Origin of the sequence: Psychroserpens damuponensis, assembly GCF_000826655.1 — a bacterium.
Lineage (GTDB): Bacteria > Bacteroidota > Bacteroidia > Flavobacteriales > Flavobacteriaceae > Psychroserpens > Psychroserpens damuponensis.
In genome coordinates this window covers 132,566-154,404 of sequence record NZ_JXJO01000016.1, presented here as the reverse complement: position 1 = coordinate 154,404, position 21,839 = coordinate 132,566, and the positions used below count along the sequence as shown (strand labels likewise).

The window sequence follows — 21,839 nt, the reverse complement described above, 5'->3', positions numbered from 1 at the left end:
AGCAAAATTAATCAAGAATGAGTCTAAATAAAAATAATTTTAGCATTTATTTTTCACTTTTTTTCATAAGTTTATCTTTCTCACAGACAACCAGAGAGATAGACAAAGATTCTAGTAAAATCGAATCATTAGAAGAAGTTGTAATCACTGGACAGTATAATCCGCAATCCATAAAAAAGTCTGTCCATAATGTTATTGTTATCAATAGAAAACAAATAGAACAACAAGCTGCTACCAATTTAGCCGATTTGTTAAACTTCAACCTTAACCTTAATATCATCCCAAATTCTCAATCTGGAAAATCAACAATTTCATTTTTTGGTTTAGATGCTGAATATTTTAATATCCTCATCGATAATGTGCCATTAGTGAGTGATAATGGCTTAGGTAATAACATAGATTTAACTCAAATTAACCTTGATGATATAGAACGTATTGAAATGGTAGAAGGTTCGATGGGTGTAGAATATGGCGCAAATGCTGTTTCGGGTGTCATCAATATTATAACTAAAAAATCAATCGATAATGATTGGAAAATTCAAGCCTATTTGCAAGAAGAAACCATAAGCGATGAATATGCTTGGTTTAACGAAGGTCGTCACATTCAAGCCTTCAATATTGCACATAATATCAATGAAAAATGGTTCGCCAAAGTCGGTTTTAATAGAAATGATTTTGCTGGTTTTTTTAACAACAAACAAGGTAAAAACTATTATCAAAATGATGAATTACGAGGTTACGAATGGCTACCAAAACATCAAATAACGAGCAATGCCTTAATCAACTACAAGGCAAAAAACTTCAATCTATTTTATAAATTCGAATATTTTAATGAGCGTATCAATTATTATGATGCAACAGTAAGAGCCAATATAGATACCGAATCGCAAACTAGTAATCCATCTGCCACAGATAGAATTTTTACAACCAATCGTTTTCTAAATAACTTAAATATAAACGGGAAACTAAACTCTGGAGCCAACTATACATTTGCGCTTTCCTATCAACAACAAGAACGCGATCTAAATGAATTCAACTATTTTATTCTAACTCAAGATCGCAGTAATGAAACAGATGAAACCTACCAATCTAGTCAGGTTGTATTTTCAAAAGGAACCATAAGTAATCTAGTAAAAAGTGACACTTATAACTTCCAGTTAGGTTATGAAGGTCGATACATTGAAGGTTATGACACACAAGCCTCTGGTGAAATCACACAGCAAAACAAAACAAATAAGCAAAGTAATATTGCGGTTTTTGGTTCTTCGGAAATTGAACTATCTAAAAAACTCTCACTAAGACCAGGCGCACGTTTTGAATACAACACATTATTTAATTCAAAATTTTTAGGATCACTAAGTGCTCGCTACTTTTTGAACAACGGATTTGAACTTCGCGCAAACCTTGGTACATCCTATAGAGTTCCAAATTTTGAAGAACTGTATTACTACTTCGTAGATTCTAATCATGATGTTAGAGGTAACGAGAATTTAGATCCAGAAAATGGCTATTCAGCATTTATAAATTTAAAAAAACGAAGCTGGTTTAATAACATATCAATGATTTCAAATTTTAAAATGAGCTACATTGATGTGTCTGATAAAATTGATCTAGCCGTTGTAAACACAACGCCTTTACAATATCAATATATAAATATCGACAAATTTAAACTTTGGGGATTAACACTAGACAATACCTTAAAAATGGACAAATTATCTTTTAACCTAGGAGTTACTTTTCAAGGTATTTCTCGTATTGACTCAAATGAAGTTAACGGTCAAGATGATTTTTTACACAATTTCCAGGTAAATACTAGCGCATCTTATGCACATAAAAAATGGGATACCGTGTTTTCTCTATTTCTTAAATATAATGGCGAACAGCAAAATTATATAGCCACAGATACCGATGAAAACGGAAATTCACTATTCTCAAAATCAACAACAGAGGCTTACAGCTGGTTAGACGCCTCTATTAAAAAATCATTTTTTGATAATACCATAAACGTTACGCTTGGTAGTAGAAACTTATTAGACATTACCAATGTAGATGTAAGTAACGCCTCAGTTGGAGGCACTCACTCTGCAGGTAACAGTTCGCTTTTATTAGGCTACGGAAGATCATATTATTTAAAACTATTATATAACTTAAATTTTTAAAATGAATACCATGACAAACAAATTATTAAAACTCACATTATGCTTATGCGTTGTTTTATTTTCTAGCTGTAGTAGTGATGATGATGGACCTCAGGCACCATTAGTAATCACTATTGAAGGTGCAGCAGTTGCACCTGAAGTTGGAGGACCAAATCAACAAAACCAAGTGTATATTGATTTAAGCACAAATACAACAACAAGTATTCAAAGAGATTCTTGGGATTTAGGATTTTACTCCGGAAACGATTTTAGAGTAGCTATCAATGGGTCTATTGCAATGGCTGTTGCAGAGCTTTCTACAACAGATATTGACGCAATTTCGTCTTCCACTCAAGAAGTTGTTGATTTACAACCTCAAGTAGCCGTAGGTACATTTAATAGTGCTAATGTAGCTTATGTTGATGCTTTTGATGGTAACATTAATGGAACTGCAATTGAACAAGTCTCAGATACCAACTCTGAAAACAATGTGTATTTAGTTAATCTAGGAAATGAGGTAGGTACAGATACTCCTGAAACAGGCGTTTCGTTAGATGGTGAAGAAAGAGGATGGATGAAAATACGTGTACTTAAAGATGACAATAATTACATCTTACAATATGCAAATTTGGACGCTACAACTCATACCGAAGTTACCATCTCAAAAAGTACAAACTATAATTTTACATTCTTCAGTTTTAATACCGAATCTATAGTAAACGTTGAACCTACATCTACAGAGTGGGATTTAAACTTTAGTGTTTTTACTGATGAAGTTTTTGCTGGACCAGATAGCTATGGTGCTTATATTTATGCAGATTTTGTGGCGAGTAATAATCTTGAAAACGTAGGTATTTACATGATTGATACCGATGTAGACACTCAATTTACTTATGACAACTTTATCATGGCAGATGTAGTTGATTTTAATTTCTCAACTGACCAACGTAGTATTGGTAGTTCTTGGAGAAATGGAGGTGGACCTGGTGCTGCTCCTTCTTTAAAGGATAATGTATTTTATATTGTTAATGATGCTAACGGTAATTATTACAAATTAAAATTCTTAGCACTAACAAATCCAGATGGAGAACGTGGGTATCCTGAATTTGTTTACAGCTTATTAGAAGAGTAAGTAGCAAAAACCTGTACATATTAAAAAGTCCTTATCATGAGATAAGGACTTTTTTTATTTAATGATACTTTGTAAAAATCTTTGTGGCTTCATTATAAGAGCTTTCAAAGCTCATAGCATTAAGATGATTGTGTTTTTCTGATGTAAAATAAGATAGTAATTTCTCAGTAGGCATATTACCTGTTAGATCATCTTTTGCCATTGGGCAACCTCCAAAACCTTGTATAGCTCCATCAAAACGCATACATCCTGCTTTATAAGCCGCATGCACTTTTTCATGCCACGTGGTTGGAGTAGTATGTAAATGTGCTCCAAATTCAATATTAGAATATTCAGGTATTAAATTTGAAAACAAGTAATCAATATTTTCAGGATTTGAACTCCCAATTGTATCACTCAACGACAAAATTTTTACTCCCATTTTGCTTAATCGTTCAGTCCATTCTCCAACAATATCAACATTCCAAGGGTCTCCATAAGGATTTCCAAATCCCATAGAAATATAGACTACCATCTCTTTATTATGCTTATTTGTGAGTTCTAAAATTTCAGAAAGCGTCACCACAGATTGCGCAATGGTTTTATGAGTATTACGCATTTGAAAATTCTCTGAAATTGAAAATGGATACCCTAAATAATCAATCTCAGGATGTTTACATGCATCTACAGCGCCTCTTGTATTTGCAATAATGGCAAGTAATTTACTCTTCGTTGAACTCAAATCTAATTGTGCTAAAACTTCAGCTGTATCTACCAATTGTGGTATGGCTTTCGGTGATACGAAGCTGCCAAAATCAATAGTATCAAAACCTACTCGTAATAGCGATTGGATGTATTGCACTTTCGTTTCCGTAGGAATAAAAGTTTTAATCCCTTGCATGGCGTCACGAGGACATTCAATTATTTTTAAAGGTGTTGTCATCTTGCTCAAAGATAGCAAATATGACGAAATGATGGCTTTATTTTTTCGAAGTAAAAATTAAAATCGCAATCCCAACAAAGACAATAATTTGCAACCATTTTAAATACAATCCTATCTTATTATTTTGTTTTATATATTCGGAAATGGAACCAGCTAGAACAGCTATTACGGAAAAAATGATACCAGAAACAAACATAAATAGAAAACCCAAACTATAAAATTGAACCACAGTACTCAACGTATCACTAAATAAAAATCCTGGAAAAAAAGCTAAAAAGAAAATTGACACTTTGGGATTTAAAACATTCATAATAAACCCTTGTTTAAAAAGTTGTAAAAGACTTTTCTTAGGAATGTTGTCGCTATTTAAACTCAACTCTGCACTTGATTTGTAAACCTTAAAAGCTAAAAACAACAGGTAAAGCGCTCCCAATAATTTTATAATAAAAAATAAAGTATCACTTTCTTTAATAATTGCAGATACGCCAAATGCAACCAAGGTGGTATGTACCAAACAACCTGCAATTAATCCAGCAACTGTTGCTAATCCATATGTTTTACCATTAACAACACCTTGCATGAGTACATAAATATTATCAGGTCCTGGTGAGAGTGCCAAAACTGAAGTGGCAATCATAAATGAAATAAGGAGGTCAAAATTCAAACTGTTTTTTTTTATAAAAATAAATAAAATATTACGTAAGACTACTATTGTTTTCACGACATACTGCTCAACACTTAAAGTAAACCATTATGAAAAAAACTACTTTAACTTTAAAGCCTGTTCTATTTGTTTTACTACTATTATTTATAACGATGTCTTATGCTCAGTCTGCAGCAAGTTATAATATTACATTTAATAGTATTTGGGAAAATGACATTGTAGATCCACTACTTGGAAACAGTACAGCTGCAATTCCTGGAAATGCACATTGGTCAAATCTTGTTGGCGCAACACATAACAGTAATTATACACTTGTTGAAATGGGAACATTAGCCTCTTTAGGTGTAAAAAATGTTGCTGAAACTGGAAATAATGATGCCTTGATGACAGAAATTATGAATGAAATTAATGTTACAGGTAATGCAAACCAATGGTTACAGGAAGATTTTTCACCTTTTGCTGCTATAAGCTCTGCAACGCTAAATGAAGTTATCGTGGATGAAAACTATCCTTTATTAAGTTTAGTCTCTATGATTGCGCCTAGTCCAGATTGGATGATTGCAGTAAATAGCCTTAATTTAAGAGACGGCAATGCATGGAAACCAGAAGTTATTATTGAGTTATTTCCCTATGATGCAGGAACAGATAGTGGATCAACATATACTGCTGCAAATCAAATTTCAACGCCCTTTCAACCAATTTCAGTTTTAATTAATGAAGAACCTTTTAATGCAAAACCAATTGGTACACTTACAATAACATTGGTGGCCGAAACCTTAAGTACTACTGATACTAAAAGCATCACTGAGGTGAGCCTATTTCCAAACCCTTCTAAAGGTGTATTTAATATTAGCACGTCTAATTCTAATACTTTAAAAGAAGTTTTAGTTTATGATGTCTTAGGCAAACAAGTGGCTCACATCAAAAATTTAAATTCAGATAACACATTAAAAGTAGATTTAACAAGCTTAAATAAAGGTGTATACTTAGTGAGATTAGTTTTAAATGATGGTTCACAATCTACAAAAAAGGTGATTATTAGCTAAACCAATTATGCATTTCATCTATAAATTAGGTATTTAATCGGATTTTCATATATTTACCACCTAAACTTAACCTACATATATTCTTTAAGTTATGAAGAAAATCACTCAAATAAAGACGGTATTATGTCTCATTATGTTATTTTCATATTCTTATGTAAATGCCCAAACAGAACCACAATGTGGTACTCTAGCTACACCAGAATCTGAAAAATATTTGAAAAACCTTATGCCTCAAGTCTCTCAATTTGAGCAAGAGTTTTACCAAAAATCGTTACTACGATCTTCTACAGCCGTAAGCTCTGTACCTGTAAAAATTCATATTTTAAGAACTGACGAAGGAGCAGGTGGTTTATCAGAGAGTCAAATTAATAATATCATTACAGATATGAATACCTTTTATGCTAACGCCTTTCTAGAATTCTTTATTTGTGATGCCATTAATTATATAGACAATACAGCATATTTTGATTATTCAATTGATGAGGAAGATGACTTAACATTAGCTAATAATACTGCCAATGTTATCAATATCTATTTTGCTAATTCAGTAAGTACCGAAAATGGTGGAGGTTTATGTGGATATGCTTATTTTCCTGGTAATGCAGAAATTATCATGATGGATAATTCATGTGCCATAAACGGTAGTACAATGTCTCATGAAATGGGACACTTTTTTGGATTATCACACACACATGGTAATCTAAATGGTACCTTAACAACAGAGTTGGTTGATGGTTCTAATTGTGATACCGATGGTGATTTTATTTGTGACACAGCCGCAGATCCTCAATTAGGATATGGTAACGTTAGCGCTTCATGTAACTATATTGGTACAGCTACAGATGCTAATAATGATAGCTTTGTACCAGAACCTTTAAATATAATGTCCTACTCTAGAAAAGAATGCCGTACGCTATTTTCACAAGGTCAATATGCTAGAATTTATGGAGTGTATCAGGCTTCAAGATCACAAATGGCTTGTCCTAGTTTTAATATTGATCTTACTGCAAATTTTACTAGAGATTGCAGCAATTCTATGCTAGTTGATTTTACAAACACAAGTGTTGGTGCCACCTCATGGCAATGGGATATTGATGGAGATGATAACATTGACTATACCACTCAAAACCCATCTCACACTTATACTGAAGCAGGTAAATATGATGTCACACTTACCATTTCAAATGGTACAGAAACTTTAACCAAAGTATATCAAGATTATATTACTGTTGGAGGTGAAACCACAAATACCACTCAAATCATTTTAACGTTATTCACAGATGATTGGCCTAATGAAACCTCGTGGGTTTTTAAAGACAGTGCTGGTACTGCATTATATACAAGCCCAACCTATGTAGACGATGTTGATGATTTTACCACCTTTACAGAAACGTTTAACATCTCAACAAATGAATGTTACACCTTTGAAATGATTGATAGTTATGGCGATGGCATTTGCTGCTATTCAGGTAATGGATCATACAGCCTTGAAACCCTAGAAGGCACAACAATTACTGCTGGAGGAGATTATGGTGATGGTGAAATCACATATATGGCCAATGCCGTTTTAAATGATGACGATTATTTTTCTAATCAAGAAATAACTGTATATCCAAATCCAACACAACATGTTTTAAACATTAAATTATCCAATTCAAATGATTTACCAGACAACTACAAGGTCTATAATATGCTCGGTCAAATTATAAAAAGTAAGGCAGTAACGCAACTAAAAGATCTAAGTTTTCAAACAAATACGTTCAGTGATGGTGTGTATTATTTAGAAGTAACCAAAGAAAGTAACTCAAGTACAATTCCTTTTATTAAGAATTAATACTTCGGAAATATTATAATGTACAAAGCGAATTAACTTAACCGTTAGTTCGTTTTTTTACAAGCGCCTTATTGATATTTTTAATCAATCTAGGTCCTTCATAAATAAAACCTGTATACACTTGCACTAAACTAGCTCCAGCTTCAATTTTCTCTAATGCATCTTTAGCAGAATGTATACCTCCTACTCCAATTATCGGGAATGCTTTATTGCTTTTTTCTGAAAGATATTTAATAACTCGTGTCGATTTTTCTTTAATAGGTTGCCCACTTAATCCACCATTTCCAATTTCAGCTAAACGCTCATCAGTCGCTTTTAAACCCGATCTATCTATAGATGTATTACTTGCTATAACTCCATCCAGGCTCGTTTCAGCAATAAGCTCAACTATCTCATCGAGCTGCTGGTCGTTTAAGTCTGGTGCTATTTTTAAAACTATTGGTTTTTGTATTTCAAATGCTCTATTTGCTTTTTGTACTGCATAAATGAGCTCTAAAAGATACGCTTTATCATTTAATTTTGCATGACTGCCTACATTTGGACAACTCACGTTGAGCACAAAATAATCAACATAAGGATGCAAGCCGTTAAAACAAGTGATGTAATCTTTCGTGTAATCTTCTGGCTTGGTATCTGTATTTTTACCAATATTCCCTCCTATGATGAGGTTGCCTTTATTCTTTTTTAATTGTGTAATTGCCGTTTCTAAACCCTCGTTATTAAAACCCATTCGGTTGATAATTCCTTTATCATCCTTCAGTCTAAATAAGCGTTTTTTAGGATTTCCTACTTGACCTTTTGGAGTCACAGTACCAATTTCAATAAACCCAAAACCAAAATTCGCTAATTCATTATACAGTACTGCATTCTTATCAAAACCTGCTGCAAGTCCGACAGGATTATTAAATTTTAGTCCAAAAACTTCACGTTCTAAGGACGCATCTGTAACCTGATATAAATTTCTAAATAATGTTGAAAATCCTGGTATTTTAGATACATTTCTAATTAAAGAAAAGGTGAAATAGTGAACTTTTTCAGGATCAAAGCAAAATAATATCGGTCTTAGTAGAAGCTTGTACATTTTAAATCTTTTCTATTGCAAAAATAATATACATTTTTGAATATAATCCCTAACTTTAGGTTTAATAATTAAGCATTGGTTTATTATCTTTCACTCCAATTCAAAAAAGAAAAAAACATACGTTATGATTTCAAAAAAAGACATCACAAAACGATTTATAAGTTACGTAACCGTTGACACAGAATCAGACCCAGAAAGCGAGACTACACCCAGTACAGCCAAACAATGGGATTTAGCAAATGCGCTTGTAGATGAGCTAAAAGCTATTGGCATGAGCGATGTCACAATTGATGACAATGCGTATATCATGGCTACTTTGCCAAGTAATGTAGATCACGATGTGCCAACAATTGGTTTTGTATCACATTTTGATACTACGCCAGATTTTACAGGAGCCAATGTAAACCCTCAAATTATAGACGATTATGATGGTAAAGATATTATTTTAAATGCTTCGGAAAACATTGTGCTTTCACCAGATTATTTTGAAGACCTATTACAATATAAAGGTCAAACTATAATCACTACAGATGGTACAACACTTCTTGGTGCAGACGATAAAGCAGGCATCACAGAAATAATTTCTGCCATGGAACATCTTATCAATACCCCAGAAATTAAACACGGAAAAATTAGAGTAGGCTTCACTCCAGACGAAGAAATTGGTCGTGGTGCTCATAAATTTGACGTTGCAAAATTTGGTGCAGATTGGGCTTATACAATGGATGGAAGCCAACTTGGAGAATTAGAATACGAGAATTTTAATGCTGCAGGAGCAAAAGTATATATCAAGGGTAAAATTGTGCATCCTGGTTATGCTAAAGGCAAAATGGTAAATTCTATGTACATAGCAACAGAATTTATTAATTCGTTACCTCGAATGGAAACGCCAGAACATACTGAAGGTTATCAAGGATTTTTCCATCTTCATAATATAGATGGTAGCGTTGATGAGACCATTTTACAATATATTATTAGAGATCATGACAAAGATCATTTTGAAGCTAGAAAAGAAGTCTTGCAAAAGCTAACAGATGCTATAAACGAACAGTACGAACGAGAAGTAATTACCATCCAAATTAAAGACCAATATTTCAATATGAAAGAAAAGGTCGTACCTGTAATGCATATTGTTGATGTTGCTGAAGAAGCTATGAAAGCCTTAGATATTGAACCACTTATAAAACCAATAAGAGGCGGAACCGATGGTTCTCAACTGAGTTATATGGGATTACCATGCCCAAATATTTTTGCTGGTGGACATAATTTCCATGGACGATATGAATACGTACCAGTAGAAAGTATGATTAAAGCAACTGAAGTCATTTGTAAAATTGTGGAGTTGACTGCAGAAAAGGCTTTGAAATAAAATTATAGAATAGCATGAAAAAAGTAATCCTACTTATTTGTATAATAACTACAATATATTCTTGCAAAAGCAAAAAAGTTTCAACTAATAAAAATTATTTTATAGGAATTGAAAATAATTACCAAAAACGTTATTTCGATAAAGATAGTCTTAATTTAATCGCTCCAATTGTTCAACTTCGTTATGTGAATAATGGTGAACATTATTTTGTATCTAAAGACGTGACTGCATTTAACGATATGATTACAAACATATTAAAAGCAGAGCTAAATACTAGTGATATTATAACAACTGATTTAGATGCACTCAATCAAAAGAAAAAAAATAAAGTTTTAGAAAAAGTTATTCATGACAAATTTTCACATCCTAATTGGATAATGAAAGCTCCAGAGGAAATTATTGTTCCAAATAAAAAATACACTCTATTAGTTGAAATAAATGGTATTTATGGAGATCGAAATAATGGACAAATTTCATTTTCAGTAATTAATAATATTACAGAAGTCATAGAAATTGTAGATAAAGAAAAATTCTATTTTAATCCTAAAAATGAAGAATTAGTACGCGAATTAATTGCTAGAGGCATATCTAAACTAATTAGAAAATGAAAAAAGTAAATTCCGTAGAAGAATATATAGAAGTGAACTCAAATTTTTCTCAAGAACTGACTTTACTACGTGAAATTATAAACACCACAGATTTAGAAGAAACGATTAAATGGAGTGCTCCTGCGTATTGCTTAAATGGTAAAAATGTTTTAGGGCTAGGCGCATTTAAAAAGCATTTCTGCATATTTTTTCATCAAGGTGTTTTTCTAAAAGACGAACATGATTTACTCAATAATGCTCAAGAAGACAAGACCAAAGGCATGCGCCAAATGCGCTTTAAATCTATAAGTGACATCAATGAAACTGCTGTTTTAAGTTACGTTAAAGAAGCTATAGAAAATCAAGCGTTTAAACCGAAACGAATTACAAAAAAGGATGTTATCGTACCAGATTTGATAAGCGAAGTGTTAAACTCAAATGCCGATTTTAAAACTGCGTTCAAGGCATTAACTCCTTCATGTCAAAGAGAGTATTGTAATTATATTAGTGAAGCAAAACGAGATGCTACAAAATTTTCAAGGTTAGATAAAATCAAACCTATGATTTTAAAAGGCGCTGGTTTACATGATAAGTATAAAAAATGTTGAGCTGTTAATAGACTAACATTTTAACTCAAACAAAAAAACTCCGAAAGCGAACTTTCGGAGTTTTTAATATATAGATTATATAAATTTTATTTTACTGTAGCAGGCGTATTTAATTTTCTACTTATTTCCATAGAAATAGCAGATCGTTCAAACTTAATTTTTCCTGCAAGAGTTTCGATAACACAGCTATTGTCTTTCTCGTTTAGATCAACAACTTTACCATGCATACCACTTTTTGTTACAACTTTATCACCTTTTTTTAGCTCAGCAGCAAACTTCTTTTCTTGCTTTGCTCGTTTCATCTGTGGTGCAATCATAAAGAAATACACGACAGCAAACATGGCTATAAAAGGTAAAAAATCTCCAATTGATCCCATAAAATTACTTTACAGATTTAATTGATGTCGTACCTGCTTTTTTAGCTGGTGCATTAGGATCTGGCTCGACAAAAGCTTTAATTTTAACAATTTCCGAACCTTTTTCTGTGTTCGTTGTTAAAGTAATTGACTTTTGTACTTGGTTTGAACCTTTACCGTTAAATTTTACAGTAAACTCAGCAGACTCACCTGGAGCTAATGGGCTTCTGTTCCAATCTGAAGGTACTGTACATCCACATGTACTTTTAATATTACTTACTACTAAAGGTGTTTTACCTGTATTAGTGTAGCTAAATTTTGTTTCTACTGGAGTACCATTAACGATAGTTCCAAAATCGTGTTCAGTTTCAGTGAAAGAAATTACAGGAAAATCTCCTGCTGTTGCATCTCTCTCAGCTGCTACTGCTACATTTTCTGATTTGATTTTGCTTGTTGCATCTTCTTTACAAGATGTAAAAGCTACTAAACATAATGCGCTTAACGCTAAAATTGTTTTTTTCATTGCTTTATTATTTTAGATAATTTTTGATTCGAGAAGTCAAATGTACTAATAATTTCATGTAATTAAAATTTTTAGACCATTTTCAAACAAAACATTAACACTCTACAACCTATAAAATAAAAGGGATTACATTAAACCTCTTCCTATTTTATTTAGTTGTCCATCTGCAGTATAACTTTTAACAATTTTATCTAAAATACCGTTAATAAAGGTACTACTTTTTGGTGTAGAATATTCTTTAGCGATTTCTAAATACTCGTTAATTGTTACTTTTACTGGGATCGATGGGAATTTTTGAAATTCACAAATAGCCATTTGCATTAATATCGTATCAATTTGAGTGATACGATCTGCATCCCAATTTTTGGTTTTAGACCCTATTTCTTCACTAAACTTAGATTGATTCAGTAATGTTTTTTTCAACAACTCTACTCCAAAATCTCTATCTTCCAAGTCTTTATATAATTTTGGTGTAAAGAATTTTCCTCCAGATGAAGCTTTTACTTTCTTTAAAATCTTAAGTATTGCCGTATTCACAACAGGAAGATCATCTAGCCATGTAATGCGTTTATCTTCAAAGAAATCATATAATTTATCATTAGGCGCTATAACTTCTGTAAACAAATCAATGATAAAAGCCTTGTCATCTTTAAAAGTTGATGTTTTGGTAGACATGTACTCTTTATAAAGATCATTTTTAAGAATAGACTTATAGATGACATCTACGTATTCAAAATCTAAATACCAAAGATTTACTTTTTGGTCTTCTATCAATTCTAACAATAATTCATTAGAGCTTAAAAGAACTAACACCTCATTATTTACAAACTTAGAGTTAGGATTTTTATCTGCCTTAGTAGGTAATAATTTATTTTGTGTTTTATCTAAAATATCAATAGACTTTTTATGCACTTCAATCAATAACGATAATTGTGCTATAAATAAATCATACATGCTATCAAGACTCTGTAGAAGAAATTTTTCGTTAATTCTTACATTATCACTTTCTCCACCTTTTGATGCATAAAGTGTTTGCATTACTTTAATACGAATATGTCGTCTGTTTAACATGGTTACAAAGAACTATTAATTAATAAAAAATAAAAGCAAATTTATAAACTGAACTTTAAAAGTTGAGTGTACAAATTTGCTTTGCAAAAATACTATAATTTTAAATTATGCAAACTATTTTAGTTTGTATTATTTTTATTTTTGTTGTTCTCTTTTTCTTGTCTCTATACGTTCTTTTGCAAGACTCATAGCTGCTGCATTTGTAGTTATTTGACTAGCTTTTGCACGATCTAATATTTCTAAAGTCGTATTATAGATATTTTCAGTTTTACGCATGATCTCTTGCTTGTCATAATTTTCTAACTCTGCGTAAACATTAATGATACCACCTGCGTTAATTAAAAAATCTGGAGCGTATAAAATATTCTTTTCTTGTAACAGCTTACCATGCTTCACTTCGTCAGCTAACTGGTTGTTTGCTGCTCCAGCAATAATATCTGCTCTTAATTTATAGATGGTGTCATCATTTATAGTAGCTCCTAAAGCACATGGTGCATAAATATCCATTGGTTCACTATAGATATCATGCCCACCGTAAATCGTGACATCGTATTTAGAACGTACTTCTTCCAAACGTTCTTGGTTAATGTCCGAAATAGTAACCTTAGCACCTTCGTTGGTTAAATGCTCTACTAGAGATTCTCCAACATGACCAATACCTTGAACAAAAACATTTTTATCTTCAAGAATATCGCTTCCATACTTAAATTTGGCAGCAGCTTTCATTCCCATAAAAACACCATAAGCTGTGATTGGAGATGGATTTCCTGCGCCACCTTTGCTTTCTGAAATACCAGTTACATATGGCGTAACTTCTCTTACAAGATCCATATCTTCGGTAGTCATACCCACATCTTCGGCGGTAATATATTTTCCGCTTAAACCGTGAACAAACTCACCAAACTTTTTCATAAGTTCTGGTGTTTTTTGAGTTTTAGCATCACCAATGACGACTGCTTTTCCTCCACCAAGATTTAAACCTGTGATTGCTGATTTGAAAGTCATACCACGAGAAAGCCTTAAAACATCATTAAGTGCTTCCCACTCGTTATTATAATTCCACATTCGAGTACCGCCAAGTGCAGGTCCCAAAACTGTGTTATGAATTCCAATTATTGCTTTTAAACCAGTATCTTTGTCGTTGCAAAAAACGATTTGTTCATGATTATCAAAAGATAACTGTCCAAAAACTGGGTCAATTTTTGATAGTTCTTTAGTACTTAAAACATCTGTTGTCATTGTATGTAGATTAAGTGTTTATTTTAATTATGTGTAAAATAGCGAGCAAAAATAACCCAATATTAGAGTATTAGCAAAAAATAGATATTAAAAATAATAAATTGTTAATATTTAAGTTTCAAAAAGATTAATGAAAGAACTAAAACACATCAACAAATATTTTAAAAAGTACCGCTATAGATTGCTTTTAGGAATCTTAATTACGATTGGCGCTAAAATATTTGCATTGTTTACTCCAAGGTATATAGGTAAAGCCATTACTACAATCTCCAATAAATTAAATGGTAACATTTCAGAAGCCGTTTTTAGACAAGAACTAGCCTTAAATATTGGCTATCTTATTGGAGCCGCTGTTATTGCAGGAATCTTTACATTTTTAATGAGACAAACAATTATAAATGTATCTCGTTTTATCGAATATGATTTAAAAAATGAAATCTATCAACAGTATCAAAACCTATCACTAAACTTTTACAAGGCTAATAAAACTGGTGATTTGATGAATAGAATAAGTGAAGATGTTGGTAAAGTTAGAATGTATGCTGGTCCTGCTATTATGTATACAATCAATACTGTGACACTATTTATCGTAGCGTTAATATATATGATAAGTGTAGCTCCTAAATTAACCTTATATACTGTTTTACCTCTACCTCTACTCTCTTTCATTATCTATAAATTAAGTAGAGTAATCAATAATCGAAGTAGAGTTGTTCAAGAATATTTATCTCACCTATCCGCTTATACGCAAGAATCTTTTAGTGGTATTTCTGTTATTAAGTCCTACGGAATTGAACAAAGAAACTATGATGAGTTTAATAAACTTTCCGAAGAAAGTAAACAAAAGCAAATTGATCTAACAAAGGTACAAGCGCTCTTTTTCCCTTCCATGATTTTACTTATTGGGTTGAGTAATGTACTTGTTGCTTACATTGGAGGCATGCAATATATTAATGGTGAAATTAAAGAAATTGGAACCATTGCAGAGTTTTTAATTTATGTAAACATGTTAACGTGGCCAGTTGCGACAGTAGGATGGGTTACAAATTTAGTTCAACAAGCCGAAGCGTCTCAAAAACGAATCAATCAATTTTTAAAAGAAGAGCCTGAAGTTAAAAACTTAATTTCAACTCCTACGAACATCAATGGAAATATTGATTTTAAAGCTGTTACCTATGTATATCCTGATACTAATATTAAAGCTCTAGACAACGTTAGTTTCTCTCTTAAAAAAGGAGAAACACTGGCTATACTAGGAAAAACAGGTTCTGGAAAATCAACCATTCTAGATTTGATTGGTAGATTATATGATGTGCAAGAAGGTCAAATTTTGATTGATGGCACTCAAATAAATCAAATTAACCTTAAAAGTTTACGTGATCATATAGGCTATGTGCCTCAAGATGCTTTTTTATTTTCTGATACTATTGAAAACAATATCATGTTTGGAAAAGAAGATGCTACCGAAGAAGCTGTTATCAAAGCAGCCAAAAATGCAGATGTACACAAAAACATAATAAAATTCACTAATGGCTACAAAACCAAATTAGGAGAACGTGGTGTCACACTTTCTGGCGGACAAAAACAACGTATCTCTATAGCAAGAGCCATCATCAAAGCTCCAGAAATCATGCTTTTTGACGACTGCTTATCGGCTGTTGATACCGAAACTGAAGAAAAAATCCTTAAAAGTTTACGAGAAGTTTCTAAAAACAAAACGACAATCATTGTAAGTCATCGTGTCTCTTCTGCTAAAAACGCAGATAAAATTATTGTTTTAGATGACGGCAAAATTATTCAAAAAGGAACGCATGAATCTCTTGTTAACCTAGATGGTTACTACAAAGAACTATACGTAAAACAACTAAGCACAAAAGAAATATAGTTATTTGTTGCTTACTAATCTTTTTTTTTAGATTTTTGGTGAACAATCAATTCAAAAATTAAAAATTAGCTATGAGTGATCACGGAATGATGGAGAAAGAAGAAATTTTCTCAAAAGTCTTAAGAGCAGGACGACGAACCTATTTTTTTGACGTTAGAGCGACTAAGGCAGAAGATTATTATCTTACTATTACTGAAAGTAAAAAATTCACCAACGATGACGGATCGTTTCATTACAAAAAACATAAAATCTATTTATACAAAGAAGATTTTGCTGAGTTTAATGAAATTTTAAAAGAAATGACCGATTATATTATAACTGAAAAAGGGGATGAAGTTATAAGTGAACGTCATCAAAAAGATTTCAAAAAAGAAGATTACTCTAAACCAAACGATATTACAGAAGGCGGAGAATCTATTAATACTTCTGATTCTGCCGAAAAATTCACAGACATCAATTTTGAAGATATCTAAAACATTCAATTGTTAAATTATATAAACCGTTATTCATTGAGTAACGGTTTTTCTATTTTTATAAACTAATCAACTCCTTCTATGAGACTAACTTTCTTTCTATTTGTGCTTTCTATCTTTAGTATTAGTGCTCAATCTCAAAACGATTTATCCTATTATCTATCTCAAGATACTACATATGATCAGTCAATACCAACACCACAATCTGTTATAGGTCATCAAGTTGGCGAGTGGCACATTACACACGATAAGCTCGTGTATTATATGCAAGCTTTAGCAAAATCGTCAAACAGGATTTCAATAGAAAACAGAGGTACAACCTTTGAAGGCAGACCTCTACTCCTACTCACCATTACGTCTCCCGAGAATCACAAAAACTTAGAATCTATTAGAGCAACACATATTGCTGCGACCGAAGAAAACACTATAAACACAAGCAATATGCCAATAGTTGTCTATCAAGGATTTTCAATTCATGGTAATGAAGCAAGTGGATCTAATGCAGCAATGTTAGCAGCTTATCATCTTGCTGCAGCTCAAAATGAAGACGTTAAAACACTTCTAGAAAATACGGTTATTTTATTTGATCCTGCATTAAATCCTGATGGGTTACAACGTTTTGCGTATTGGGCTAACACCAATAAAAGCAAAAACTTAAATCCAGATCCTAATGACCGAGAGTACGACGAAGTTTGGCCTGGCGGACGAACCAATCATTATTGGTTTGATATGAATAGAGATTGGCTACCAGTACAATTGCCAGAGTCGCAAGCTCGTATTGCAAGTTTTCATAAATGGTTGCCAAATATTCTTACAGATCATCACGAAATGGGAACCAATGCCAGTTTCTTTTTTCAACCTGGTATTCCATCAAGAACACATCCACTTACTCCAAAACTAAACCAAGAACTCACTAAAAATATTGGAAATTTTCACGCCAAAGCCTTTGATAAAATCGGCTCGTTATATTATACCGAAGAGAGTTTTGATGATTTTTACTACGGAAAAGGATCTACCTTTCCAGATATCAACGGTGGCATTGGCATTTTGTTTGAGCAAGCTAGTTCTCGCGGACACATTCAAGAAAGTGATAACGGGATTTTAACGTTCCCATTCACCATACGTAATCAACTTACAGCAGCTTTGTCTACATTAGAAGCTGCACAACATATGCGAGAAGAGATTCTCCAATACCAACATGACTTCTATAAAAATGCAAGAACCGAAGCCACCAAAGAAAACGACAAAGCCATTGTATTTGGAGATGAAAAGGATGCTGCAAAAACCTATCATTTAGCCGAAATTTTAAAACGCCAACATATAGCGTTTCATGAATTAAAGGAGAACTTTACGAGTAATGGCAAACGGTTTAAAAAAGGACATGCGTTTATTATTCCGAAGAATCAAAAAAACACACGAATGATTAATGCCATGTTTGAAAAACGCACCACATTTCAAGACAGTTTGTTTTACGATGTATCTGCATGGACGTTTCCTTTAGCATTTGGATTGGATTATGATGACAATATCTCAACCTCTAAAGCAGGTGACAAAGTTGAAGATTTACAATTAAAAACAGGAATCGTTACCGCAAAAAGCAATTACGCATACCTCATGGAATGGCATGAATATTATACACCAAAAGCCTTAAACGCTATTTTAACTTCTGGGTTGCGAGCAAAAGTAGCCATGAAACAGTTTAGTATAAATGGTACATCTTACGATTATGGTACGATTTTAATACCTGTTCAAAATCAAGATAAATCTGCAACAGAACTCTATAACTTTTTACAGAACATTTCCGAAGAAAGTCACGTTCAAATTGATGCAGTAACAACAGGATTAACGCAAGGTATTGATTTAGGCAGCAATCAATTTAAAGCGCTTAAACAGCCAAAAGTCGCAATGATTGTTGGTGATGGCATTAGTCCGTATGACGCTGGAGAGATGTGGCATATATTTGATCAACGTTATGATATACGATTAACAAAACTAGATAACAGCGCATTAAATTGGGCAAATTTAGACCGTTATAATACCATTATTTTACCAAGTGGACGTGTTGATGCTAGTGCGACAAAAAAATTAAAAGAATGGGTTCAAAAAGGCGGAACACTCATTGGTTTTAGAAGTGCATTAAATTGGCTAAAAAACAGCGAATTTATAAGCCTAGATTTTAAAAAAATGGAGCGTAAAGCTAATGATATTAGCTTTGAGCAACGTAGTGATTATAGAGGTGCGCAATATATTGGAGGTGCCATTTTTGAAGCTCAGATTGATCGTTCGCATCCCATTAATTTTGGTTATAAAAACGATAAAATTGCCCTATTTAGAAACAATACGCTATTTATGAAGGCTGATGAACAAAGCTATAACAACCCAATACAATACACAAAAAATCCATTGTTAAGTGGTTATATTTCAAAACCAAACTTAGATAGTTTAGCTTTAACTGTTCCTTTTAAAGTGAAACATTTGGGTCGAGGTAATGTTGTGGTTTTTACAGATAACACCAATTTTAGAGCGTTTTGGTATGGCACAAATAAATTGTTGATGAATGCCATATTTTTTAGAGACGAAATGTGATTTGTAAATACTTATGGTATATTTCTACTTGAAATTTAATTTATAGCTTAACTGATAGTAAAGCCAAAATAATAACAGCAATTACATACAAAAATGCAAATTTAATAGACAATAGAAGTGCTAAAATAATCATGACCAAGATTATAAAAATGGGCACTAATGAGATAACTATTGCAAACCTAAATGTAGAGGTAAATTCAATTTCCTTAATTTTTGGTTCGGCAATTTTTTTCCAAATCAAATAAGGAGCAAACAAATTAAGGATTAATAAAACTTTAGCTATTTGTTTAATTGGATGCACCAATTTGGGTTTTGCTTGTTTACAATCTTTAAAGTTATTTGCGATACATTGATTGACGGTTTCTGGTTTTGTAAAATCTACATTTAAATCTTTTAATTGCTGAAGTGTTAATTCGTAATTGTCATTTTCAATATGAATTGTCAGTTCTTTTAACTGTTGTGATACCTCTTCTTTTAATTTTAATACACTTTGAGCTTTATCTTCAAGCAATTCTAAACCAACAGTTATAGGTTTCCCAAAATGAATTAGAGCAGTATCACTAAATTTCTCGGCATGTTTAAAGTTAAGACCTACAGGAATCAATTTTATTTCAGTTTTTGGATAACGCTCCAACGTTTCAAAAATAATACGGGTAAACCCTTTACTTAGAGGTCTAACCGTTCTATTTAAGTGATGACTACCTTCAGGAAAAATTACTACCGCATTACGTTCACTTAATAACTTTGATGTTTTAGAAAACACCGCATTATTTTTATTTAAATTTCCCCAACCATCTCTTATTCGATATACAGGAAGCATTTGTAAACTTTGCAATATTTTACTTACTAAGGGCTTATTAAAAACCGATGCACGAGTTAAAAAATAAGAAAAACGACCGTTTTTGGTTGCTATCAACAGGGCATCTAACAATGCATTTTGATGATTGCCTAAAAAAATTACAGCTTCATTTTTAGGAACACGATTAATATGTTGTATCTCAATTTTTTTAAAATAAAAAAACAACGCTAAGCGTAAATACGCTCTTACACTAAACAGCCATATTTGTTTCAAGCTACAACAATTTTAGAAGGTTTACGGCTCCAATAAAACGCTAACAGTAATCCAGAAACAATATGCCAAATTCCCCAAAAAGCAGCCATAATAGCCATACCACCTAAACCACTAAAAAATGCAAAAATGAGTAATAAACCCAACCCTGAGTTTTGGATACCTGTTTCTATGGCTATTGTTTTTTGATCTTTAAATGACAATCTAAATAATCTAGCTGTCAAAAACCCTAACAAAATAGCTAATGCATTATGTGAAACACCAATAATTAAAACATAATGTATATAATTATAAAAAACCTCTAAATTTTTAGAAAAGGCAATAACTACAATAGCTACAAACACTAAAATCGAAATGGGTTTAAGTAATTTAGACAGTTTTATAGCAAGCGTATTGTTTTTATATTTAAGTAACATTCCTAGTACAAGTGGAATTCCTAAAATGAGTACGATTAATTTAATAAGTTCAAAAGGTTGTATTTGCACATCTCTTAAAATTTGTGATGTAGGCTCATACAAACTCGCATACAAATGAAAATTTAAAGGCGTTAACACTATCGTTAGTAATGTTCCAAAAGCGGTTAACGAGACTGAAAGCGCGGTATTTCCATGAGCTAAATGCGTCATGAAATTAGATATATTACCACCAGGACAAGCAGCAACCATCATCATTCCTAAAGCAATACTAGGTTGTGGCTTAATTAGAACAACAATTACAAATGTCAACAATGGTAACAAAGCAAATTGAGCTAAAATACCCACTAATACCAACTTTGGTTGCTTTAATAAAGATTTAAAATCGTTAACCGAAATACCCAAAGCAACACCAAACATGACAACCGCTAGAGCCATGTTTAGCACCCACAATCCTTGACTGTCAAAATTTATTTTTACGTTGTCTAATTGCTCCATCAATTATGATACGGTCGATCCGTTTTTAACTCTATTTTCAGGGTTTAATAAAACAACATCTTTCCCTTGTACAGCTCCTAATACTAAACATTCACTCATAAATGTTGCGATTTGTTTCTTCGGAAAGTTAACAACAGCAACTATTTGCTTTTGTAATAAATCCTGTTTAGAGTATAAGGTTGTGATTTGAGCTGACGACTTACGAATACCAAGTTCTCCAAAATCGATAAGTAACTGATATGCTGGTTGTCGAGCCTTAGGAAAATCGTTAACCTCTATTATCGTTCCAATTCGTAAATCTACCTTGGTGAAGTCTTCAAAAGTTATTATATTATTCATAAACTA

The 21,839-nt window shown here is 32.4% G+C and carries 20 protein-coding genes; 10 read left to right on the top strand and 10 right to left on the bottom strand.

The window, feature by feature from the left end:
- The first annotated feature begins 17 nt into the window (after positions 1 to 17).
- Positions 18 to 2,159, top strand: a complete 2,142-nt coding sequence (locus TD29_RS07560; RefSeq protein ID WP_052467022.1) for a TonB-dependent receptor plug domain-containing protein — start codon at positions 18 to 20, stop codon at positions 2,157 to 2,159.
- A gap of 10 nt (positions 2,160 to 2,169) precedes the next feature.
- Positions 2,170 to 3,270, top strand: coding sequence for an HmuY family protein (locus TD29_RS07555; RefSeq protein WP_040280128.1), 1,101 nt, complete (start codon positions 2,170 to 2,172; stop codon positions 3,268 to 3,270).
- A 58-nt stretch (positions 3,271 to 3,328) separates the two neighbouring features.
- Here the strand turns inward: TD29_RS07555 and TD29_RS07550 are convergent, their stop codons facing one another.
- Both TD29_RS07550 and TD29_RS07545 read right to left on the bottom strand, forming a co-directional pair.
- Entirely contained in the window at positions 3,329 to 4,192 is an 864-nt protein-coding gene (locus TD29_RS07550; protein ID WP_040279876.1) for a hydroxymethylglutaryl-CoA lyase, read from the bottom strand.
- Between the two features lie 37 nt (positions 4,193 to 4,229).
- Complete coding sequence (locus tag TD29_RS07545) at positions 4,230 to 4,856, bottom strand: LysE family translocator (protein ID WP_040280127.1); 627 nt, start codon at positions 4,854 to 4,856, stop codon at positions 4,230 to 4,232.
- A gap of 89 nt (positions 4,857 to 4,945) precedes the next feature.
- On the opposite strand from TD29_RS07545, the gene TD29_RS17850 reads away from it, so the two are divergent.
- Together TD29_RS17850 and TD29_RS07535 are read left to right on the top strand one after the other, a co-directional pair.
- A complete protein-coding gene (locus TD29_RS17850) occupies positions 4,946 to 5,902 on the top strand; it encodes a T9SS type A sorting domain-containing protein (RefSeq protein WP_052467021.1) in 957 nt (318 codons plus the stop codon).
- A 91-nt stretch (positions 5,903 to 5,993) separates the two neighbouring features.
- Complete coding sequence (locus TD29_RS07535; RefSeq protein WP_084203413.1) at positions 5,994 to 7,736, top strand: T9SS type A sorting domain-containing protein; 1,743 nt, start codon at positions 5,994 to 5,996, stop codon at positions 7,734 to 7,736.
- A 37-nt stretch (positions 7,737 to 7,773) separates the two neighbouring features.
- Here TD29_RS07535 and TD29_RS07530 read toward each other — a convergent pair whose 3' ends face one another.
- Positions 7,774 to 8,817, bottom strand: coding sequence for a quinone-dependent dihydroorotate dehydrogenase (locus TD29_RS07530; protein WP_040279874.1), 1,044 nt, complete (start codon positions 8,815 to 8,817; stop codon positions 7,774 to 7,776).
- A 124-nt stretch (positions 8,818 to 8,941) separates the two neighbouring features.
- Between TD29_RS07530 and pepT the strand changes: the two genes are divergently transcribed.
- From pepT to TD29_RS07515, 3 genes are read left to right on the top strand one after another with little or no spacing between them, the layout of a single operon-like run.
- A complete protein-coding gene (pepT, locus tag TD29_RS07525) occupies positions 8,942 to 10,186 on the top strand; it encodes a peptidase T (protein WP_040279873.1) in 1,245 nt (414 codons plus the stop codon).
- Positions 10,187 to 10,200: 14 nt separating this feature from the next.
- Entirely contained in the window at positions 10,201 to 10,794 is a 594-nt protein-coding gene (locus TD29_RS07520; RefSeq protein WP_040279872.1) for a hypothetical protein, read from the top strand.
- Complete coding sequence (locus TD29_RS07515; protein WP_040279871.1) at positions 10,791 to 11,381, top strand: YdeI/OmpD-associated family protein; 591 nt, start codon at positions 10,791 to 10,793, stop codon at positions 11,379 to 11,381. The genes TD29_RS07520 and TD29_RS07515 overlap by 4 nt, the downstream gene beginning before the upstream one ends.
- Before the next feature lie 86 nt (positions 11,382 to 11,467).
- Here TD29_RS07515 and yajC read toward each other — a convergent pair whose 3' ends face one another.
- From yajC to TD29_RS07495, 4 genes are all read right to left on the bottom strand, one after another.
- On the bottom strand, positions 11,468 to 11,758 hold the full coding sequence (gene yajC, locus TD29_RS07510; protein ID WP_040279870.1) for a preprotein translocase subunit YajC: 291 nt from the start codon (positions 11,756 to 11,758) through the stop codon (positions 11,468 to 11,470).
- 4 nt (positions 11,759 to 11,762) lie between these two features.
- Entirely contained in the window at positions 11,763 to 12,260 is a 498-nt protein-coding gene (locus TD29_RS07505; RefSeq protein ID WP_040279869.1) for a DUF1573 domain-containing protein, read from the bottom strand.
- 126 nt (positions 12,261 to 12,386) lie between these two features.
- Positions 12,387 to 13,298, bottom strand: a complete 912-nt coding sequence (gene nusB / locus TD29_RS07500) for a transcription antitermination factor NusB (protein ID WP_084203424.1) — start codon at positions 13,296 to 13,298, stop codon at positions 12,387 to 12,389.
- Positions 13,299 to 13,466: 168 nt separating this feature from the next.
- Positions 13,467 to 14,570 carry a Glu/Leu/Phe/Val family dehydrogenase gene (locus TD29_RS07495; RefSeq protein WP_040279867.1) on the bottom strand — a complete coding sequence of 368 codons (1,104 nt, stop codon included), beginning with the start codon at positions 14,568 to 14,570 and terminating at the stop codon, positions 13,467 to 13,469.
- A 130-nt stretch (positions 14,571 to 14,700) separates the two neighbouring features.
- Between TD29_RS07495 and TD29_RS07490 the strand changes: the two genes are divergently transcribed.
- The 3 genes from TD29_RS07490 to TD29_RS07480 all read left to right on the top strand — a co-directional run bounded on the left by TD29_RS07490 (position 14,701) and on the right by TD29_RS07480 (position 19,514).
- The gene (locus TD29_RS07490) at positions 14,701 to 16,455 is read left to right on the top strand and encodes an ABC transporter ATP-binding protein (RefSeq protein ID WP_040279866.1); all 1,755 of its coding nucleotides are present in this window, start codon (positions 14,701 to 14,703) and stop codon (positions 16,453 to 16,455) included.
- A gap of 71 nt (positions 16,456 to 16,526) precedes the next feature.
- On the top strand, positions 16,527 to 16,928 hold the full coding sequence (locus tag TD29_RS07485; RefSeq protein ID WP_040279865.1) for a PUR family DNA/RNA-binding protein: 402 nt from the start codon (positions 16,527 to 16,529) through the stop codon (positions 16,926 to 16,928).
- Positions 16,929 to 17,009: 81 nt separating this feature from the next.
- Positions 17,010 to 19,514, top strand: a complete 2,505-nt coding sequence (locus tag TD29_RS07480; protein ID WP_174435340.1) for a M14 family zinc carboxypeptidase — start codon at positions 17,010 to 17,012, stop codon at positions 19,512 to 19,514.
- A 40-nt stretch (positions 19,515 to 19,554) separates the two neighbouring features.
- Here the strand turns inward: TD29_RS07480 and TD29_RS07475 are convergent, their stop codons facing one another.
- The 3 genes from TD29_RS07475 to TD29_RS07465 are packed head-to-tail and all read right to left on the bottom strand — an operon-like array spanning position 19,555 to position 21,833.
- On the bottom strand, positions 19,555 to 20,586 hold the full coding sequence (locus TD29_RS07475; RefSeq protein WP_040279864.1) for a lysophospholipid acyltransferase family protein: 1,032 nt from the start codon (positions 20,584 to 20,586) through the stop codon (positions 19,555 to 19,557).
- Positions 20,583 to 21,494, bottom strand: coding sequence for a bile acid:sodium symporter family protein (locus tag TD29_RS07470; RefSeq protein ID WP_040279863.1), 912 nt, complete (start codon positions 21,492 to 21,494; stop codon positions 20,583 to 20,585). The genes TD29_RS07475 and TD29_RS07470 overlap by 4 nt, the downstream gene beginning before the upstream one ends.
- Before the next feature lie 3 nt (positions 21,495 to 21,497).
- Complete coding sequence (locus TD29_RS07465) at positions 21,498 to 21,833, bottom strand: tRNA-binding protein (protein ID WP_040279862.1); 336 nt, start codon at positions 21,831 to 21,833, stop codon at positions 21,498 to 21,500.
- Positions 21,834 to 21,839 lie beyond the last annotated feature (6 nt).

Bases quoted from the DNA above. Each gene is read 5' to 3' on its own strand.
- TD29_RS07560 (WP_052467022.1), top strand. From the start codon at position 18: ATGAGTCTAAATAAAAATAATTTTAGCATTTATTTTTCACTTTTTTTC.
- TD29_RS07555 (WP_040280128.1), top strand. From the start codon at position 2,170: ATGACAAACAAATTATTAAAACTCACATTATGCTTATGCGTTGTTTTA.
- TD29_RS07550 (WP_040279876.1), bottom strand. From the start codon at position 4,192: ATGACAACACCTTTAAAAATAATTGAATGTCCTCGTGACGCCATGCAA.
- TD29_RS17850 (WP_052467021.1), top strand. From the start codon at position 4,946: ATGAAAAAAACTACTTTAACTTTAAAGCCTGTTCTATTTGTTTTACTA.
- TD29_RS07535 (WP_084203413.1), top strand. From the start codon at position 5,994: ATGAAGAAAATCACTCAAATAAAGACGGTATTATGTCTCATTATGTTA.
- TD29_RS07530 (WP_040279874.1), bottom strand. From the start codon at position 8,817: ATGTACAAGCTTCTACTAAGACCGATATTATTTTGCTTTGATCCTGAA.
- pepT (WP_040279873.1), top strand. From the start codon at position 8,942: ATGATTTCAAAAAAAGACATCACAAAACGATTTATAAGTTACGTAACC.
- TD29_RS07520 (WP_040279872.1), top strand. From the start codon at position 10,201: ATGAAAAAAGTAATCCTACTTATTTGTATAATAACTACAATATATTCT.
- TD29_RS07515 (WP_040279871.1), top strand. From the start codon at position 10,791: ATGAAAAAAGTAAATTCCGTAGAAGAATATATAGAAGTGAACTCAAAT.
- yajC (WP_040279870.1), bottom strand. From the start codon at position 11,758: ATGGGATCAATTGGAGATTTTTTACCTTTTATAGCCATGTTTGCTGTC.
- TD29_RS07505 (WP_040279869.1), bottom strand. From the start codon at position 12,260: ATGAAAAAAACAATTTTAGCGTTAAGCGCATTATGTTTAGTAGCTTTT.
- nusB (WP_084203424.1), bottom strand. From the start codon at position 13,298: ATGCAAACACTTTATGCATCAAAAGGTGGAGAAAGTGATAATGTAAGA.
- TD29_RS07495 (WP_040279867.1), bottom strand. From the start codon at position 14,570: ATGACAACAGATGTTTTAAGTACTAAAGAACTATCAAAAATTGACCCA.
- TD29_RS07490 (WP_040279866.1), top strand. From the start codon at position 14,701: ATGAAAGAACTAAAACACATCAACAAATATTTTAAAAAGTACCGCTAT.
- TD29_RS07485 (WP_040279865.1), top strand. From the start codon at position 16,527: ATGAGTGATCACGGAATGATGGAGAAAGAAGAAATTTTCTCAAAAGTC.
- TD29_RS07480 (WP_174435340.1), top strand. From the start codon at position 17,010: ATGAGACTAACTTTCTTTCTATTTGTGCTTTCTATCTTTAGTATTAGT.
- TD29_RS07470 (WP_040279863.1), bottom strand. From the start codon at position 21,494: ATGGAGCAATTAGACAACGTAAAAATAAATTTTGACAGTCAAGGATTG.
- TD29_RS07465 (WP_040279862.1), bottom strand. From the start codon at position 21,833: ATGAATAATATAATAACTTTTGAAGACTTCACCAAGGTAGATTTACGA.